Source organism: Streptomyces sp. NPDC031554, from assembly GCF_055580685.1.
In genome coordinates this window covers 38,789-55,367 of sequence record NZ_JBVIKX010000009.1, presented here as the reverse complement: position 1 = coordinate 55,367, position 16,579 = coordinate 38,789, and the positions used below count along the sequence as shown (strand labels likewise).

Below are 16,579 nucleotides of genomic sequence, written 5' to 3'. Positions count from 1 at the left end.
GTGCTGTACCTCGAACGGCAGCCGAGCATGGCGGTATGTCCTCACTCAGGGTGTCCACGCCCTGGTTCGACGAGACCGGCGACGAGAGTTCCTGGCTCCCGGGGGGGTCTACCCCGGTGACAGTGGCGGGACCGCGCCGGATTCACACCGGCTTCCTCCTGCGTCGCCGTACATGGCCCCGGAAGTCCACCACGGGCCCGGAACGGCCGTCAACTCGCTGTTGACCTGCGACGGGACAGTGTGCAGAACCCCACAGGCCGCCGGCCCCCGCACATCGCCGGTCACGGCCGCCACGCGCGCGTGGGGCGCGGGACGGTGGTCCGTCCCGCGCCCCACGCGCGTGTGTGTGCCGTCCGGTCAGACGATGATCAGCGAGATCCCGTAGGCCACCGCCCCGGCGCAGGCTGCGAAGCACGCGTACGCGCCGGTGACGGCCAGGGTGGCGGAGCCGCCCCGGGCCACGGCCCGCTCGCGGTGGGAGAGGCCCATGATGCCGAGGGTGAACAGGGCCACGAGGGCCACGGTGACGACGAGACTGACGCCGAAGACGGAGCCGAGAGCCGCCCAGTCGATCTTCATGCTGCTTCTTCCTTCGTACCGGTGGGGGCCGGACTCAGACGGTGGTGACGGTGGGGGCGGCCGGCGGGGCCGGCTCCGCCGGGGCGGGGATGGTGGCCGTGAGGTCCTCGGTGACCGTGCCCGCCGGGGGCGGGGTCACGGCGGCGATCGCGGTGGTGACCACGCCGGCCGGCTCGTCGTCGACGACGTTCGTGTGGTCGACGACCTCGCGCCGCGAGATCTTCCAGATCGCCGCGCTGGAGGCGATGAGGAACACCGCGACGAGCGCCGTGCCCCAGCTGCCGAAGCCGGTCACGTACTCGGCGAGGGCGCCGACCAGGGCCGCGGCCGGCAGCGTCAGGCCCCAGGCGACGAACATCCGGGTGGCGGTCGACCAGCGCACGACGCCGCCCTTGCGGCCCAGGCCCGCGCCCATGACCGAGCCGGAGACCGAGTGCGTGGTGGAGAGCGAGAAGCCCAGGTGGGAGGAGGCCAGGATGACGGTGGCCGCGCTGGTCTGGGCGGCGAAGCCCTGCTGCGGCTGGAGGTCGGTCAGGCCCTTGCCCATGGTGCGGATGATGCGCCAGCCGCCGAGGTAGGTGCCGAGCGCGATCGCCAGGCCCGCGGACAGGATGACCCACAGCGGCGGGTCGGAGTCGGGGGCGACGGCGCCGCCGGCGACCAGGGCGAGGGTGATGATGCCCATCGTCTTCTGCGCGTCGTTGGTGCCGTGGGCGAGCGAGACCAGGCCGGCGGAGGCGATCTGGCCGGTTCGGTAGCCCTTGGCGGCGGCCTTGCCGTCGGCCTTCCTGCCCAGCGAGTACGACAGCCGGGTCGCGAGCATCGCCGCGACGCCCGCGACGATCGGCGCCGCGACCGCCGGGATCAGGACCTTGGTGACGAGCACGTCGCCGTGGACCGCGCCGGCGCCGGCCGAGGCGATGGTGGCGCCGATCAGACCGCCCATCAGGGCGTGCGAGGAACTGGACGGGAGTCCGACCAGCCAGGTCAGCAGGTTCCAGAGGATCGCGCCGACCAGGGCGGCGAAGATGACCTCGGGGCGGATGCCGGTCTCGTCGACGAGACCCTTGGAGATCGTGTTGGCGACCTCCACGGAGAGAAAGGCGCCTACAAGGTTCAGGACGGCGGACATGGCCACCGCCACCTTGGGCTTGAGCGCACCGGTCGAGATGGTGGTGGCCATCGCGTTGGCGGTGTCGTGGAAACCGTTCGTGAAATCGAACGCGAGTGCGGTTACTACCACAATCGCGAGGATCAGCGAGAAGCTTTCCATTTACCCAGGCAATCGTTCGAAGTCATTGGCTGGATGAACGTAGGTAACCCGGGTGAACGGAAGGTGAACTGGGACGGGCATCGTGGTGTCCACAATCGGCGATGTCGATTCCGCTTCGTCGCGACGCCCCGGACGCCGCACGGGTCCGGGTCCCCGCCCCCCGTTCCCGACGGCCCCGCGGGGCCGTCGAGGAGACGTTCGTCACCTGGCAGGATCGCGGCATGGCAGAGCAGCGAAGCGACACCGGCGACGGCCTCCACGACCTCCGCGGTGAGGAGGTCGCGCACGCCTGGGAACAGCTCGTGGCGACGGCCCGCCGCACCGTCGCAGACGGGCTCGTCGTCGGCACCTCGGGCAACGTCTCGGTCCGCGTCGGGGACCTCGTCCTGGTCACCCCCTCGGGCGTCCCCTACGACCGTCTCACCCCGGACGACGTCACCGGCGTCGACCTCGACGGCCGGCAGGTCCTCGGCACCCTCACCCCGACCAGCGAACTGCCCATGCACCTCGCCGTCCACCGCACCACCGACGCCCGCGCCGTCGTCCACACCCACGCCGTGCACGCCACCGCCGTCTCGACCCTCGTGAGCGAGCTCCCCTCCGTCCACTACATGACGGCCGCCCTCGGCGGCCCCGTCCGCGTCGCCCCCTACGCGACCTACGGCACCGAGGAACTCGCCCGCAACCTCCTCCACGCCCTCACCGGCCGCACCGCCTGCCTCCTCCAGAACCACGGCACCCTCACCCACGGCACCACCCTCGACCAGGCCTACGACCGCACGGCCCAGCTGGAGTGGATGTGCCGGCTGTGGCTGACCGCCTCGTCCGTCCCGGGCCGCACCCCGAACCTGCTGACCGACGAGCAGCTGGGGGAGGTGGCGGAACGCCTGCGGGGCTACGGACAGAAGCGCTGAGGCGGCACACCGGGCCCGCGGCCGCGGCACGGGCGCCCTCGGCCGCCGCCCCTCGGCCGCCGTCTCGACGGCGACGGCCGTGCCGGTGCGCGACCGCGCCGCGCGGGCGGGGGGCGTGCTCCGCCGCGCGGGCCGGCCACCCGGCCACCCGGCCACCCGGCCTCGCGGTCCGGGCCGACGGGCGGGGGCGGGCGCCCCGCGGGCCGACCCTGTGGCTTCGCCGGGCGGGTGGGTCGTGCGGTTCCGCAGGCGGGCGGACGAACGGTTCCGCCCTCGACGCCGACGCGGGGACCGGGCACCTGACTCCGCCGCGCGGGCCGACGGCGCGGCCCTGCGATGCCGCGCGGGCCGACGGCGCGGCCCTGCGACACGGACCGCACGCGGCTCCGCCCTCCGGCCCCGGACGGGCCGGCCCCGGACGGGCCGGCCCCGGACGGGCCGGCCACGCGGCCCGGGTACACGGCCAGACCACCCGGCCCGGATACACGGCTCCGCCGTGCGGGCCGGCCGGGTGGCCGGTGGGCGGGCCCCACGCGGCTCCGCCGTCCGGCCCCCGTCCGGCCCGGCGGACAGCGGCTCGCCCGCCGTCCGCCGCGGGCCCGCGGGCGCCGGAGGAACGGCCGCGGCCGTCCGCTCCCGCACCCCCGCCGCCCTCCACCACTGGCCCCCGGCGGGATCGGCCAGGACACTGGACGGGTGCGCACCGTCACCGCAACCGCCGTCACCGCCGCCGCGGCCCTGGCCGCCGGCGCCGCAAGCGTGGCCGCAGGCCGCCTCGCCAGCGGCGCGGCGCTGAAGCCGTCACCCGGCCGCCCCCTGCCCACCGAACCCCGGCTCACCGTCCACGGCACGGCCGACGGCCGGGTGACCCTCACCCGCGACCTCGCCGCCCTGCGCCCCGGCACCTACGGGCTCGCGGGCGACGGCTCCCACGCGGTCGTCGGCCCCGTCCTGGACACCGCCCCGCACTCCGCCGACACGGTCGTGCGCCGTCTGGAGCGGGTCACCCACGGCACCCTCGACGCGGGCGACGCGGTGTGGCTCACCCCGAACCTGTACGTGGGCGACCCGAGCACCGCGCTCGGCCTCGACCACGCCGACGTCGACGTGCCCGGCGAGCTGGGACCGCTGCCCGCCTGGTTCGTCCCCGGCGCCCGCCGCACCTGGGTGATCGCGGTGCACGGCCTGGGCGCCACCCGGGAACACGCCCTGAACCTGACCGGCTTCCTGCACCGCCGCCGCTTCCCGGTCCTCGCCCTCTCCTACCGCGGCGACCTGGGCGCCCCCCGCCCCCCGGACGGCCTCAACCACCTCGGCGAGAGCGAGTGGCGCGACCTGGACGCGGCGATGCGCTACGCCGTCCGCCACGGCGCCGAACGTCTCGTCCTGCTCGGCTGGTCCACCGGCGCCACCATGGTCCTGCGCGCCGCCGCCCGCTCGGGGCTGCGCGACCTCGTCTCGGGGCTGGTGCTGGACTCACCGGTCCTCGACTGGCAGGCCACCCTGCGGGCCCTCGCCTCCGCCCGCCACACCCCGGGCGCGCTGCTGCCGCTGGCCGTCCGCGCCGCCGAGGGCCGCGCCGGCCTGGGCGCCGACACCGCCGACGGGGCCGCCGGCCCGGCCGTCCCCCTCGTACCGACCCTGATCGTCCACGGCCCCGGGGACACCGTGGCCCCCTGGGAGGCCTCCCGCCGCTTCGCCGACCGCCACCCCGGCCCGGTCACCCTCCACTCCGTCCCGCACGCCCCGCACGCCGCCATGTGGAACCCCGACCCGGCCGCCTACGAGGAAGTGCTGCGCCGCTTCCTGACACCCCTGATGTGAGGTGTCGCGGCGCACCGCGCCGGAGCGGTCCCACGCGTTCCGTTTGAGGCCGGACCACTGGCTCGAACAGGCCCCCTCGCCCCTCCCCGCGCCCCGTGCGTTGGCCAGTCCCGTAGCCCGTCGTGACATTCCGTTTGGGATTTCGGACCGTCAACCGGAAGACTGCACCCGTGACGTCCCGTATCCCGCGCGACTCCAGGCTTCGACTCGTCCGCCCACGACCCCTGGCCGCCGCCCCCTCAGCTGTGAACCAGCGGCGCCAGCGCCGCCCCGCACCCCGCCCGCCGGAGGGCACCCCCGCCCCGGCGGAGCTGGCCAGAATGGCGCGCTCCGGGCTGGCCGCCGCGGCCCGCGTCGCCCGCTGGGCCGACAACGCCCTCGGCCCCGGCCGGGACGCGGCCACCGACGACGGCAAGGCCACCCTCTCCGAGACGACCGCCGAACGCGCCGCGGCCGACCTGGGCCTGACGGTGGCCCAGGTCCGTGCCGACTGGGACACCGCCCGCCTCGCCGGCCTCATCGAGGTGCACGGCGACAGCGCTCGCCCCGGCTGGCGGCTGCGCGCCTGGAACCGTGACGACAGCGCCGTCCTGCGCGGCTGGGTCGCGCTCTTCGACGCCTGGTCGCTGGCCACCCCGGAACCCGCTGGCCAGGAGCCCGGCGCCGTCGCCGAGGTCGTCTCGGCCATGCCGCAGGTGCTCTCCTTCCTCCAGCTGTCCGCCGGCCCCGTCCCGGTGGACCAGCTCCTGGACCTGCTGCGCCAGCGCGTCACCGAACTGCGCACCGAACGCTGCGAGGTGTCCTACGGCCCCGAGGACGCCGACACCGCGAGCTCCCGCCGGCCCCGCCCCCTCACCGACGCCGACCCGGCGGAACCGGCGCGCGCCGACGAACTCGCGCCCCTCCTCGACTGGGCCCTGCACGCCCTCGCCTCGGTGGGCGCGCTCACCTGCGGGGACGGTCACGCCACCCTGACCCCGCTCGGCAACTGGGCGGTCTGGGTCAAGCTGGAGCAGATCTGCGTCGCCGCGCAGAGCCCCGCGGGCAACATCGAGGTCGCGGCCGAGGAGATGCTCCGCGGCTGCGCCCAGCTCCGCCCGAACGCCGCCCGCGCCGAGTACCGGGCCTGGCTCGCCGCCCGCACCGTCGGCAGCGCCGTCGGCGATCTCCTCACCGCCGCCCGCGGTGAGGACGCCCTGCTGCGCGGCCTCGCCTTCGAGGCGCTGCGCGTCGTCGGCGCCCCCGCGGAGCCCGACGTGCGCGCCGTCGTCGAGGAGCCCGCCCTGCGGCCGTACGCCCTGCTGTGGCTGGCCGAGCACGACGGGGTGGACCCCGAGGACGCCCACGAGGTGCTCACCCGCGAGGAGGCCACCTGGCTGTGGGTGGACACCGCCGCCGCCGTCGCCGACCACGGCGAGGCGCCGATGCTGGTGCGCCACCTGGAGTCCGCGCTCCAGCCGACCGTGCCGGCGCTGCTGGCCGAGGTCCGCTCCGTCGGGCACCCGCGCACCGTGCAGGTCCTGGTGGCGCTCGCCGCCGCGCACCCCGACCCGGCGCTGGCCAAGGCCGTGCGCCGGGCCGCCTTCCAGGTCCACACCGGAGGTTAGGCGTACCGCCCCGCCGGGCTGTCGACACGGCTCACCGGTGACCGGCCCGTGAGAGCGGTACGGCGGCGGGCGCCGGCGTCGTCCACCACGACGGCGTCCGCCCCCGCCGGGCGTCCGCCCTCACGGCCCGGTGCCCGCGCGGCCCGGCGTGCGACCGCGGCGCCGCGCCGTCCCCGCCCGTCGGCGACGCCGGCCGGCGACACTCTCGGGCGCGGCCACCGCGCGGTCAGCGGAAGGTGTCGCACCGCGCCATGTCCCCGCTCCGGTACCCCACGTCGAACCACTGCTGCCGCTGCGCCGACGACCCGTGCGTCCACGTCTCGGGCGTCACCCGGCCCTGGAACCGCTCCTGGATCCGGTCGTCGCCCACGGCCGCCGCGGCGTCCAGCCCGTCGGCGATGTCCGCGGCGGTGAGGCTGGTGATCAGCGGCCGCCCGGTCGACTCGTCCGGCGTCGTGGTGGCGTGCCGGGCCCACACGCCCGCGTAGCAGTCGGCCTGGAGCTCGACACTCACCGCGGCGCTGCCGGCGCCGGTCGGCCCGTCCTGCGAGCGGCCCAGCGTGCCCATGAGGTCCTGCACGTGGTGCCCGTACTCGTGCGCCACGACGTACGCCTGCGCGAAGGGGCCGCCGCTCGCGCCGAACGTCGACCGCAGGTCGTCGAAGAACCCCAGGTCCAGGTAGACCTTCCGGTCGCCCGGGCAGTAGAACGGCCCGACCTCCGAGGTCGCCGCCCCGCACGCCGTCCCCACCCGCTGGGCGAAGAACACGGTGGACGAGCGCGTGTAGGTGCCGTCGCGCCGCTGGAACTCCTCGTCCCAGAAGTCCTGCACGCTGTTGACCACCGCCACCGTCCGGCAGTCGTCCCGCGTGTTCGCGTCCTGCCCGGTGAGGCAGTCGCGCTGCACCTGCGCGAGCCCCGACGAGGCCGCCGCGGGCTCGTCGCCGCCCGAGGAGAGCCCGAGCCGGTCCGGCCCGACCCCGAGGAACAGCCCCAGCAGCAGCGCGATCAGCCCGGCGATCCCGCCGCCCACGGTCGCCCGCCCGCCCGGGATCCGGCTTCCGCGCACGTCCTGCACCTCGGACGCGTCCAGCCTGGCGTCGTCGTCGAACTGCAAGGGCCACCTCCGTCTGTGCCGCCGCCGGCCGGCGCCGCCGCGGCCGTCGTCCTCACCCGGCGAGCCCCTCCCCGCGCGGAGGGGCGTCGGCGACCAGGTACCCCCGCGTCCCGCCGTTGCACGCGCGATCTCGTCGGCGGCCCGCGCGGCCCACCGGGCCGTCGTGCGCCGGACCGGGCACGCGCCCCGCGCGGAGATCGAACACGCGCACTCAGGAAAAGTGCTTGCACGGCCCCGTTAGAATGGCCTCATGGCCATTCTCCTCGCGCATTAGACGGCGGGAACGTCCTCAGCCGCCCATCCCGCCCCCACCCGCTCTGGAGTCTGTCCGTGATCTCCGCCTCCGGCATCGAGCTGCGCGCCGGTGCCCGTATCCTCATCGAGAACGCCTCCTTCCGCATCGCCAAGGGCGACCGCATCGGCCTGGTCGGGCGCAACGGCGCCGGCAAGACCACGCTGACCAAGGTCCTCGCCGGTGAGGGCATCCCCGCCGCGGGCCAGGTCACCCGCTCCGGCGAGGTCGGCTACCTCCCGCAGGACCCCCGCACCGGAGACCTCGACGTCCTCGCCCGCGACCGCATCCTCTCCGCCCGCGGTCTCGACGTGCTGATCCGCAAGATGCGCGACAACGAGCAGCGCATCGCCAACGGCCAGGGCTCCACCCGCGACAAGGCCATGCGGCAGTACGAGCGCCAGGAGACGGAGTTCCTCACCAAGGGCGGGTACGCCGCCGAGGCCGAGGCCGCCACCATCGCCGCCGCGCTCAACCTGCCCGACCGCGTCCTCGGACAGCCCCTGCACACGCTGTCCGGCGGTCAGCGCCGCCGGGTCGAGCTGGCCCGGATCCTGTTCTCCGACGCCGACACCCTCCTCCTCGACGAGCCGACGAACCACCTGGACGCCGACTCGATCGTCTGGCTGCGGGACTACCTCAAGACCTACCGCGGCGGCTTCATCGTCATCTCCCACGACGTCGACCTGGTCGAGACGGTCGTCAACAAGGTGTTCTACCTGGACGCCAACCGCTCCCAGATCGACGTCTACAACATGGGCTGGAAGCTCTACCAGCAGCAGCGCGAGGCCGACGAGAAGCGCCGCAAGCGCGAGCGGCAGAACGCCGAGAAGAAGGCCGCCGCCCTGCACTCGCAGGCCGACAAGATGCGCGCCAAGGCCACCAAGACGGTCGCCGCCCAGAACATGGCCAAGCGGGCCGACCGGCTGCTCGCCGGACTCGAGGCCGTGCGGGCCTCCGACAAGGTCGCCAAGCTGCGCTTCCCGGAGCCCGCGCCCTGCGGGAAGACCCCGCTGATGGCCGAGGGCCTGTCGAAGTCGTACGGCTCGCTGGAGATCTTCACCGACGTCGACCTGGCCATCGACAAGGGGTCCCGCGTCGTCATCCTCGGCCTCAACGGCGCCGGCAAGACCACCCTGCTGCGCCTGCTCGGCGGCGTGGAGAAGCCCGACACCGGCGAGGTGCGCCCCGGCCACGGACTCAAGCTCGGCTACTACGCCCAGGAGCACGAGACCCTCGACCCCGAGCGCTCGGTCCTGGAGAACATGCGCTCCGCCGCCCCCGACCTCGACCTCGTCGAGGTCCGCAAGGTGCTCGGCTCGTTCCTGTTCTCCGGCGACGACGTCGACAAGCCCGCCGGTGTCCTGTCCGGCGGCGAGAAGACCCGGCTGGCCCTGGCCACCCTCGTGGTCTCCTCGGCCAACGTGCTGCTGCTGGACGAGCCCACCAACAACCTCGACCCCGCCAGCCGCGAGGAGATCCTCGGCGCGCTGCGCACCTACAAGGGCGCGGTCGTCCTCGTCACCCACGACGAGGGCGCCGTGCAGGCGCTCCAGCCCGAGCGGATCATCCTGCTGCCCGACGGCGTCGAGGACCTGTGGGGCTCCGACTACGCGGACCTCGTCGCCCTGGCTTGACCGAACGCGTGATCCACGGCGTATGGATCATTCGGCCCACCGGTGATCCACCATCTGTGTGAGATCTCCTCGTATCGAGGTGTGTCCTACACCCATTTCACGGCCGACCCCTCTGTCGTCGGGGGTCGGCCGTCGTGCGTCCCTGACCTGGCACTTCGCGGAAGGACCCGTTCGGCCATACGAACGCCCGCCACCGGAATGGATGATTCCGTTCGTGGTGACGTGCTCCTGTCGTCACCACCGTGTCGCACGGACCTTGCCGAATGGGTGGCCATCGGGCTCCGGAGGGGTGATCATGAGGGGACCAGAGCGCACTTCCCATGAGGAGGCACGGGTGGCCGAGACTCTGAAGAAGGGCAGCCGGGTGACCGGCGCCGCGCGCGACAAGCTCGCGGCAGACCTGAAGAAGAAGTACGACTCCGGTGCGAGCATCCGGGCGCTGGCCGAGGAGACCGGCCGCTCGTATGGCTTCGTGCACCGGATGCTCAGCGAGTCGGGCGTCACGCTTCGTGGGCGTGGCGGAGCGACCCGCGGCAAGAAGGCCGCCTCGTCCTGATCCGGGCGGCTCACCGGCTTCGATGGTGGCCACCCGGTCGGTCTTCCGGCCGACCGGGTGGTTACTGTGCAGTCACTTGGCTGACCGCCAGCTGACCGCACCCATCGGAGGCGCCCCATGGCCACGCCCGACCGGGAACTCGTTCCCCTGCTCGACAAGGACGGCGTACGGCTCACCGTCGACGACGCGCTCGCCACGGTGACGCTGACCAACCCGGCCAAGCGCAACGCGCAGAGCCCCGCGATGTGGCGCGCGCTGGCCGAAGCGGGCCGGCAGCTGCCGGGCTCCGTCCGCGTGGTCGTGCTGCGCGGCGAGGGCAAGTCCTTCTCCGCCGGCCTCGACCGGCAGATGTTCACGCCCGAGGGGATCGAGGGCGAGCCCTCCTTCGTCGACCTCGCGCGCAGCGGCGACGACGAACTCGACGCCGCCATCGCCGAGTTCCAGGAGGGCTTCACCTGGTGGCGGCGCAACGACCTCGTGTCGATCGCCGCCGTCCAGGGCCACGCCATCGGCGCGGGCTTCCAGCTGGCCCTCGCCTGTGACCTGCGCGTCGTCGCCGACGACGTGCAGTTCGCGATGCGCGAGACCGCCCTCGGCCTGGTGCCGGACCTCACCGGCACGCACCCCCTCGTCTCCCTCGTCGGGTACGGCCGCGCCGTCGAGATCTGCCTGACCGGCCGCTTCGTGCACGCCGAGGAGGCGGTCGCCACCGGCCTCGCCAACGTCACCGTGCCCGTCGCCGAACTGGACGCGACGGTGCGCGAGCTGGCCGCGGCGGTCCTGGCCGCGCCGCGCGACGCGGTCGTCGAGACCAAGGCGCTGCTGCGCGGCGCCGGCGACAGGACGTACGACGAACAGCGGGCCGCCGAACGCGCCTCCCAGGCCCGCCGCCTCCGGGACCTGGCCGGCCTCGGAGAGTGACACCACGGGTCCGGTGACCCCCGGACGACCCCGGTGGGTCAGGTGGACGCGGCGGGCGTTCAGTCCGCCGCCGTCACCAGCACCGCCACCGTCGGCCGGTCCGGCAGCGCCTCGGACACCGCCGCGCGGACGCCCCGGGCGACCTCCAGCGCCCGGTGGTCCGCGCGCACCGCGACCTCCACGCGCGCGTGCCGTCGCGGCAGGGCGGCCGTCGCGTCCCGCCGCTCCTCCAGGCGCACCGCGCGCCCGAGCACGTCCGTCAGCGCGGACACGCCGGGCACCGAGAGGGCGGCCCCGGCGGCCCGCGCCTCGTCGCCCTCCCGTACCGCCCCGGCCGGCCGCGGCGGCCGCCCGAACTCCGGCCCGGGCCCCGGCCGTTCCGCCGCCGCCTCGCCGTCCTCGGCCCCGGCCCCGGTATCGTCGAGCAGCGCCGTCACCCGCAGGTCCACCTCGGCCACCACCAGCCCGAGCCGCTCCGACGCCGCCAGCGCCAGCGCCGTGCGCAGCCGGGACGCGGTCGTGGGCAGCGGGGCGAAGGCCGCCGCCGCGAACTGCGCCGTCACCCGCAACGGGCCCGGCGGCAGCGCGCCCGGCGGCTCCGGGACCACCGGCTCGTACGCCGCGTCGGGATCCGCCGTCGCGAACCGCAGCGTGTCCAGACGCACACCGGGCAGCTCCCGCGCCGCCCGCCGCAGCACCGCCTCCGCCGCGTCCTGCGCGATCCATGCCCCGTCCCGCGGCCCGCCCAGAGGGAGCAACCGTCCCCTCGCGAGCTGTTCGCGCACTCCGCGCGTCCATCCGTCCGACGTCATTCCTCCAGCCTGCCGCATCCCTGGGGCGCGGTCGGGCTCCCGCGCTTACGGTGGCAGGAGGACGACGACCGAAAAGGACGTACGGCGATGAGCGAGACGAGCGAACAGAGCAGGACGCAGCTCCCCGACGGCGGCACCGAGCCGGTGTCGACCCGCAAGACGACGAGGCGTGGCGGCGGCGCCCCGGGCTCCCGCGGACGCACCACGATCGCCGACGGCGTCGTGGAGAAGATCGCCGGGCTGGCGGCCCGCGACGTGGTCGGCGTGCACGCGATGGGCAGCGGCATGAGCCGTACCTTCGGCGCGGTGCGCGACCGGGTGCCCGGCGGCAGCACGAAGGCCGTCACCCGCGGCGTCAAGGCCGAGGTCGGCGAGGTGCAGACGGCACTCGACCTGGAGATCGTGGTCGACTACGGCGTGTCCATCATCGAGGTCTCCCGGGACGTGCGCGAGAACGTGATCGCGGCCGTCGAGCGGATGACCGGCCTCGAGGTGGTCGAGGTCAACATCGCGGTCAGCGACGTCAAGCTGCCCGAGGAAGAGGAAGAGGAGCCGGAGTCCCGGCTCCAGTGACGCACCGGCCACGGGCGACCGGGCCGCTGAGGGGAGTGCACCGTGAACATGGCCGTGGTGGGCATGATCGCCGGCATGGCACTGGGCTTCGCCGGGTACTTCGGCGGGTTCGGGGCCTTCCTGCTGGTGGCGGCGCTGGGCGCCGTCGGGTTCGTCGTGGGCCGGTTCCTCGAAGGGGACCTGGAACTCGGCGACTTCTTCCGCGCGCGCGACGACCGACGCCGGTGACGTCCGTGAGCGAGGCGCCCGGCGCGCCCGGCACCCGCCCGGCCGCGGTCCCGCCCGGGGAGCGGGGCGCCCTGCGGATCGCCGACCGGGTGGTGGCGAAGATCGCCGCACAGGCCGCGCGCGAGGCGGTGGGACCGCTGCCGGCCGCCGCCGCCCGGCCGTACGCCACCGTGGTCGTCCATCACGACGCCGCTCACATCCGCGTCCACCTCGAACTCGGCCACCCCACCGACATCGGCTCCCGCTGTCACGCCGTGCGTCGCCATGTCACCGAGCGGGTGGGCACGTTGGTGGGAATGGAGGTGCCGGAGGTCGCCGTCCAGGTCGAACGCCTGCATCTGACGGCGGAACACGGCGTGGCACACGGGAGGACGCCATGAGCGAGTTCCCGGGATCCGAGGACGGCACACGACGGCTGCCGGTCCTCGAGAAGGCCGCCGAGGACGACGGGCCCCGGGCCGGGCCCCCGCACCGCCCCGGCCCCGACCCGGCCCCCGCGCCGGGCAGCGGACGCTTCTGGTCGGCCCGCCGGGTCCCGGCGGCCGTCGTCGCGCTGCTGCTCGCCGCCCTCGCGGGCGTGCTGCTGTACGACATCGCCGCGGTGCGGGCCGACCGGCCGGCCCTGCGCGTACGCCGGGAGCTGGCGCGGCAGCTCGCCGAACGGCCCCTGGACGACACCTGGGTCCTCGTCGGCGCGGGTGTCGCCGCGGCCCTCGGCCTGTGGCTGGTCCTCCTCGCCGTCACGCCCGGGCTGCGCGACCTGCTGCCCATGCGGCGCCCCCACCCCGACGTCCGCGCCGGACTGCACCGGGGCGCCGCCGGGCTGGTGCTGCGCGACCGGGCCATGGAGGTCGCCGGCGTGCAGTCGGTCCACGTCCGTGCCGGGCGCCGCCGGGCCGACGTACGGGCGGTCTGCCACTTCCGCGACCCGGACGAGGTGCGCGCCGACCTGGGCGAGGTGCTCGGCGACGCCGTCCGCGGCCTCGGACTCGTCCGGCCGCCCGCACTGTCCGTGCACGTGCGCCGGCCCGGGAAGAAGGGATGACGACGATGCTCCGGACCGTCAACCGGGTGGCACTGGGCCTCGTGGGCCTCGTCCTGCTCGCCGTCGGCGGCGCCGTGCTCGCCGTCGGCCTGGGCGCGCACCCGCCCTCCTGGTGGATCCACGACGACCGGCACGACGTCCTGCTCAGCACCGCCGAACGCACCCGCTGGCGGGACGAGGGCTGGTGGTGGCCGGTCGTCCTCGCCGCGCTGGCGGTGCTCGTCCTGCTCGCCCTGTGGTGGCTGGTCGCGGCCCTGCGCAGGCGCCGTCTCGACGAGGTCCTCGTCGACACCGGCGACGGCGCGGGCGCCCTGCTGCGCGGCCGGGCCCTGGAGCACGCCCTGGCCGCCGACGCGGCCCGCCTGGACGGCGTGTCCCACAGCCGCGCCCACCTCACGGGCCGCAGGACCGCCCCCGAGGCCCACGTACGGCTCCAGCTGGAACCGCACGTGGACCCGGCCGTGACGCTCGACCGGCTGGCGAACGGGCCCCTGGCCCACGCACGGGACTCGGCGGCACTGACGTCGCTCCCGGCGAAGGTCCGCCTGAGGACCCACAAGCACAAGGCGGAACGGGTCAGTTGACACCGGTCCGGACCGGTCGCCCGGCCGCCCGGACCGGTCCGGGCGGCGGAGGGGTCCTCAGAACCCGTGCCGCATGCCGCCGTCCACCGGCACCATGACACCGGTCAGGTAGGAGGCGGCCGGCGACAGCAGGAAGGCCGCCACCCGCCCGAACTCCTCCGGCGCCCCGTACCGCCGCAGCGGGATCCGGGACTCGTTCGCGGCCCGGGTCGCCTCCGGGTCGGCCGACAGCGCGTCCAGCTCGCGCACCCGGTCGGTGTCGATCCGTGCCGGCAGCACCCCCACGACCCGGATGCCGCGCGGCCCCAGTTCGTCGGAGAGCGACTTCGCGAAGCCGGCCAGCCCCGGCCGCAGGCCGTTGGAGATCGTCAGTCCCGGAATCGGTTCGTACACCGACCCCGACAGCACGAACCCGATGACACCGCCGGCCGTCAGTTCGGCGGCGGCCGCCCGCGCCAGCCGCACCGCGCCGAGGAACACCGACTCGAACGCCGTCAGCCACTGCTCGTCCGTGTTGTCCGCGACGAACCCGGGCGGCGGCCCGCCCACGCTCACCAGCACACCGTCGAGGCGGCCGAACGCCTCCCGCGCGGCCGCGACCAGCCGCGCGGGCGCCTCGGGGTCGGCGTTGTCGACGGCCACCCCGACCGCGTCCGGCCCCAGCGCCCTCGCCGCCTCGGCGGCACGCTCCTCGTCCCGCCCCGTGACGACCACCTTCGCGCCGTCGGCGACCAGCTCGCGCGCGGTGGCGTTGCCGAGGCCGCGGGTGGCCCCGGTGACGACGTACACCCGGTCCTTCAGTCCAAGATCCATGGCCCCTATCCTGCCTGTCCGTCGCCGTAGAGCGTGAGGGCGGTGTTGACGAGACCGATGTGGCTGAACGCCTGCGGGTAGTTCCCCAGGTGGCGGCCGGTCCTCGGGTCGTACTCCTCGGCCAGCAGCCCCACGTCGTTGGCCAGGGCCACCAGGCGGTCGAACAGCTCGCGCGCCTCCCGGGTCCGGCCCGTCATGTGCAGGGCGTCCGCGAGCCAGAAGGAGCACGCCAGGAAGGTGCCCTCGTCGCCGGGCAGACCGTCGACGGGCAGGCCGGCGGTGCTGTAGCGGCGCAGCAGGCCGTCGTGCCCGAGTTCCTCGCGGACGGCGTCGACGGTGCCGGCCACCCGCGGGTCCTCGGGGGGCAGGAAGCCGACGCGCGGGATGAGCAGCAGGGCGGCGTCCAGGTCGCGCGAGCCGTAGTACTGGGTGAAGGTGTTGCGCTCGGGGTCGTAGCCCTTCTCGCACACCTCGCGGTGCACCTCGTCGCGCATCGCCCGCCACCTCTCGAGGTCGCCGCCGAGCCGCGGGTACCGCTCCACCGCGCGGACGGCACGGTCGGCGGCCACCCACACCATCACCTTGGAGTGCACGAACTGGCGGCGGCCGCCGCGCACCTCCCAGAGCCCCTCGTCGGCCTGCCGCCAGTTGTCGCACAGCCAGTTCACCAGCGCGCACTGGAGCGACCACATGTGCGGCTTGGGCGACATCCCCGCGGTGCGGGCCAGCGACAGCGAGTCCATCACCTCGCCGTACACGTCGAGCTGGAGCTGGTTCACGGCGCCGTTGCCGATGCGCACCGGACGGGAGTCCGCGTAGCCGGCCAGCCACGGCAGCTCGGACTCGGGCAGCCGGCGCTCGCCCGCCAGCCCGTACATGATCTGCAGGTCCGCCGGATCGCCGGCGACGGCGCGCAGCAGCCAGTCGCGCCAGGCCTCGGCCTCCTCCTCGTAACCGGCCGCCAGCAGGGCGCCGAGGGTGAGGGTGGAGTCCCGCAGCCAGCAGTAGCGGTAGTCCCAGTTGCGGACCCCGCCCGGCTCCTCGGGCAGGGACGTGGTGAGCGCGGCGGCGATGCCGCCCGTCGGCACGTAGGTGAGGGCCTTCAGGGTGATGAGGGAGCGCACCACGGCGTCCCGGTGGGGCCCGTCGTAGCGGCAGCGCGCCGACCAGGCCCGCCAGTCCGCGAGGCTGACCCGCAGCGCCTCGTGGGGGTCGACGAGCGGCGGGCGCGCGTGGTGCGAGGGGTGCCAGGTCAGCACGAAGGCGACCCGCTCGCCCGCGGCGACGGTGAACTCCGCGTGGGTGCCGAAGTTCTCGCCCCAGGTGCGCACCTCCGGCTCGCTGCGCAGCCACACCGAGTCCGGCCCGGCGACCGCCACCCGGTGCCCGTCGACCCGGCGCATCCACGGGACGACCCAGCCGTAGTCGAAGCGCAGCCGCAGCACGCTGTGGACGGTGACCCGCCCGCGCAGTCCCTCGACGATCCGTACGACGTCGGGGGCCCGGTCGCGCTGCGGCATCAGGTCGGTGACCCGGATCGCGCCCTCGTCGGTCTCCCACTCGGTGTCCAGCACGAGCGTGTCCGGGCGGTAGGCGCGGCGGGTGCAGTACTTCCCGTCGGCGCCCTTGGGCGCGATGCGCCAGTGGCCGTTGTCCTCGTCGCCCAGGAGGCGTGCGAAGCAGGCCCCGGAGTCGAAGCGGGGCAGGCACAGCCAGTCGACCGAGCCGTCCCTGCCGACCAGGGCCGCGGTCTGTTCGTCGCCGATGACGGCGTAGTCCTCGATGCGGGGGTGCACGGGGTGCG

17 protein-coding genes and 1 riboswitch are annotated in these 16,579 nt (G+C 75.0%); of the genes, 11 read left to right on the top strand and 6 right to left on the bottom strand.

The window, feature by feature from the left end; genetic code table 11:
- Positions 1–66 precede the first annotated feature (66 nt).
- Positions 67–206: riboswitch (cobalamin riboswitch) on the bottom strand.
- Positions 207–357: 151 nt separating this feature from the next.
- Positions 358–579 carry a hypothetical protein gene (locus ACZ5FU_RS23075; protein ID WP_451528031.1) on the bottom strand — a complete coding sequence of 74 codons (222 nt, stop codon included), beginning with the start codon at positions 577–579 and terminating at the stop codon, positions 358–360.
- Positions 580–613: 34 nt separating this feature from the next.
- Entirely contained in the window at positions 614–1,852 is a 1,239-nt protein-coding gene (locus ACZ5FU_RS23070) for an inorganic phosphate transporter (RefSeq protein WP_451528032.1), read from the bottom strand.
- Positions 1,853–2,073: 221 nt separating this feature from the next.
- Here ACZ5FU_RS23070 and ACZ5FU_RS23065 point away from each other — a divergent pair, with 221 nt between their 5' ends.
- From ACZ5FU_RS23065 to ACZ5FU_RS23055, 3 genes are all read left to right on the top strand, one after another.
- Positions 2,074–2,766 (top strand): class II aldolase/adducin family protein, encoded by a 693-nt coding sequence (locus tag ACZ5FU_RS23065; protein WP_451528033.1) that lies wholly within the window; start codon positions 2,074–2,076, stop codon positions 2,764–2,766.
- Between the two features lie 696 nt (positions 2,767–3,462).
- Positions 3,463–4,590: an alpha/beta hydrolase gene (locus ACZ5FU_RS23060; protein ID WP_451528034.1), complete on the top strand. Its 1,128-nt coding sequence runs from the start codon at positions 3,463–3,465 to the stop codon at positions 4,588–4,590.
- Between the two features lie 170 nt (positions 4,591–4,760).
- Positions 4,761–6,197 (top strand): hypothetical protein, encoded by a 1,437-nt coding sequence (locus ACZ5FU_RS23055; protein ID WP_451528035.1) that lies wholly within the window; start codon positions 4,761–4,763, stop codon positions 6,195–6,197.
- 226 nt (positions 6,198–6,423) lie between these two features.
- Here the strand turns inward: ACZ5FU_RS23055 and ypfJ are convergent, their stop codons facing one another.
- On the bottom strand, positions 6,424–7,314 hold the full coding sequence (ypfJ, locus tag ACZ5FU_RS23050) for a KPN_02809 family neutral zinc metallopeptidase (RefSeq protein WP_451528036.1): 891 nt from the start codon (positions 7,312–7,314) through the stop codon (positions 6,424–6,426).
- Positions 7,315–7,644: 330 nt separating this feature from the next.
- Between ypfJ and ACZ5FU_RS23045 the strand changes: the two genes are divergently transcribed.
- From ACZ5FU_RS23045 to ACZ5FU_RS23035, 3 genes are all read left to right on the top strand, one after another.
- Positions 7,645–9,243 (top strand): ABC-F family ATP-binding cassette domain-containing protein, encoded by a 1,599-nt coding sequence (locus tag ACZ5FU_RS23045; protein ID WP_403578576.1) that lies wholly within the window; start codon positions 7,645–7,647, stop codon positions 9,241–9,243.
- 334 nt (positions 9,244–9,577) lie between these two features.
- Complete coding sequence (locus tag ACZ5FU_RS23040; protein WP_004002281.1) at positions 9,578–9,799, top strand: helix-turn-helix domain-containing protein; 222 nt, start codon at positions 9,578–9,580, stop codon at positions 9,797–9,799.
- Positions 9,800–9,916: 117 nt separating this feature from the next.
- The gene (locus ACZ5FU_RS23035; protein ID WP_451528037.1) at positions 9,917–10,720 is read left to right on the top strand and encodes an enoyl-CoA hydratase/isomerase family protein; all 804 of its coding nucleotides are present in this window, start codon (positions 9,917–9,919) and stop codon (positions 10,718–10,720) included.
- Positions 10,721–10,779: 59 nt separating this feature from the next.
- Here ACZ5FU_RS23035 and ACZ5FU_RS23030 read toward each other — a convergent pair whose 3' ends face one another.
- Positions 10,780–11,532: a nucleopolyhedrovirus P10 family protein gene (locus ACZ5FU_RS23030; protein WP_468837516.1), complete on the bottom strand. Its 753-nt coding sequence runs from the start codon at positions 11,530–11,532 to the stop codon at positions 10,780–10,782.
- 87 nt (positions 11,533–11,619) lie between these two features.
- Here ACZ5FU_RS23030 and ACZ5FU_RS23025 point away from each other — a divergent pair, with 87 nt between their 5' ends.
- Genes ACZ5FU_RS23025 through amaP form a run of 5 tightly spaced genes read left to right on the top strand, consistent with a single transcriptional unit; the run spans position 11,620 to position 13,962 of the window.
- Positions 11,620–12,105 (top strand): Asp23/Gls24 family envelope stress response protein, encoded by a 486-nt coding sequence (locus ACZ5FU_RS23025; RefSeq protein ID WP_451528039.1) that lies wholly within the window; start codon positions 11,620–11,622, stop codon positions 12,103–12,105.
- Between the two features lie 42 nt (positions 12,106–12,147).
- Positions 12,148–12,333 carry a hypothetical protein gene (locus ACZ5FU_RS23020; RefSeq protein WP_437088472.1) on the top strand — a complete coding sequence of 62 codons (186 nt, stop codon included), beginning with the start codon at positions 12,148–12,150 and terminating at the stop codon, positions 12,331–12,333.
- A complete protein-coding gene (locus ACZ5FU_RS23015; RefSeq protein ID WP_451777035.1) occupies positions 12,330–12,713 on the top strand; it encodes an Asp23/Gls24 family envelope stress response protein in 384 nt (127 codons plus the stop codon). The genes ACZ5FU_RS23020 and ACZ5FU_RS23015 overlap by 4 nt, the downstream gene beginning before the upstream one ends.
- Complete coding sequence (locus tag ACZ5FU_RS23010) at positions 12,710–13,378, top strand: DUF6286 domain-containing protein (RefSeq protein WP_468837513.1); 669 nt, start codon at positions 12,710–12,712, stop codon at positions 13,376–13,378. The genes ACZ5FU_RS23015 and ACZ5FU_RS23010 overlap by 4 nt, the downstream gene beginning before the upstream one ends.
- Positions 13,375–13,962 carry an alkaline shock response membrane anchor protein AmaP gene (gene amaP / locus ACZ5FU_RS23005; protein WP_451528042.1) on the top strand — a complete coding sequence of 196 codons (588 nt, stop codon included), beginning with the start codon at positions 13,375–13,377 and terminating at the stop codon, positions 13,960–13,962. Before ACZ5FU_RS23010 ends, amaP begins: the two co-directional genes overlap by 4 nt.
- A gap of 57 nt (positions 13,963–14,019) precedes the next feature.
- Here the strand turns inward: amaP and ACZ5FU_RS23000 are convergent, their stop codons facing one another.
- Positions 14,020–14,775, bottom strand: a complete 756-nt coding sequence (locus ACZ5FU_RS23000; protein ID WP_451528043.1) for an SDR family oxidoreductase — start codon at positions 14,773–14,775, stop codon at positions 14,020–14,022.
- A 5-nt stretch (positions 14,776–14,780) separates the two neighbouring features.
- Entirely contained in the window at positions 14,781–16,571 is a 1,791-nt protein-coding gene (locus ACZ5FU_RS22995) for a glycoside hydrolase family 15 protein (protein WP_451528044.1), read from the bottom strand.
- Positions 16,572–16,579: the final 8 nt, after the last annotated feature.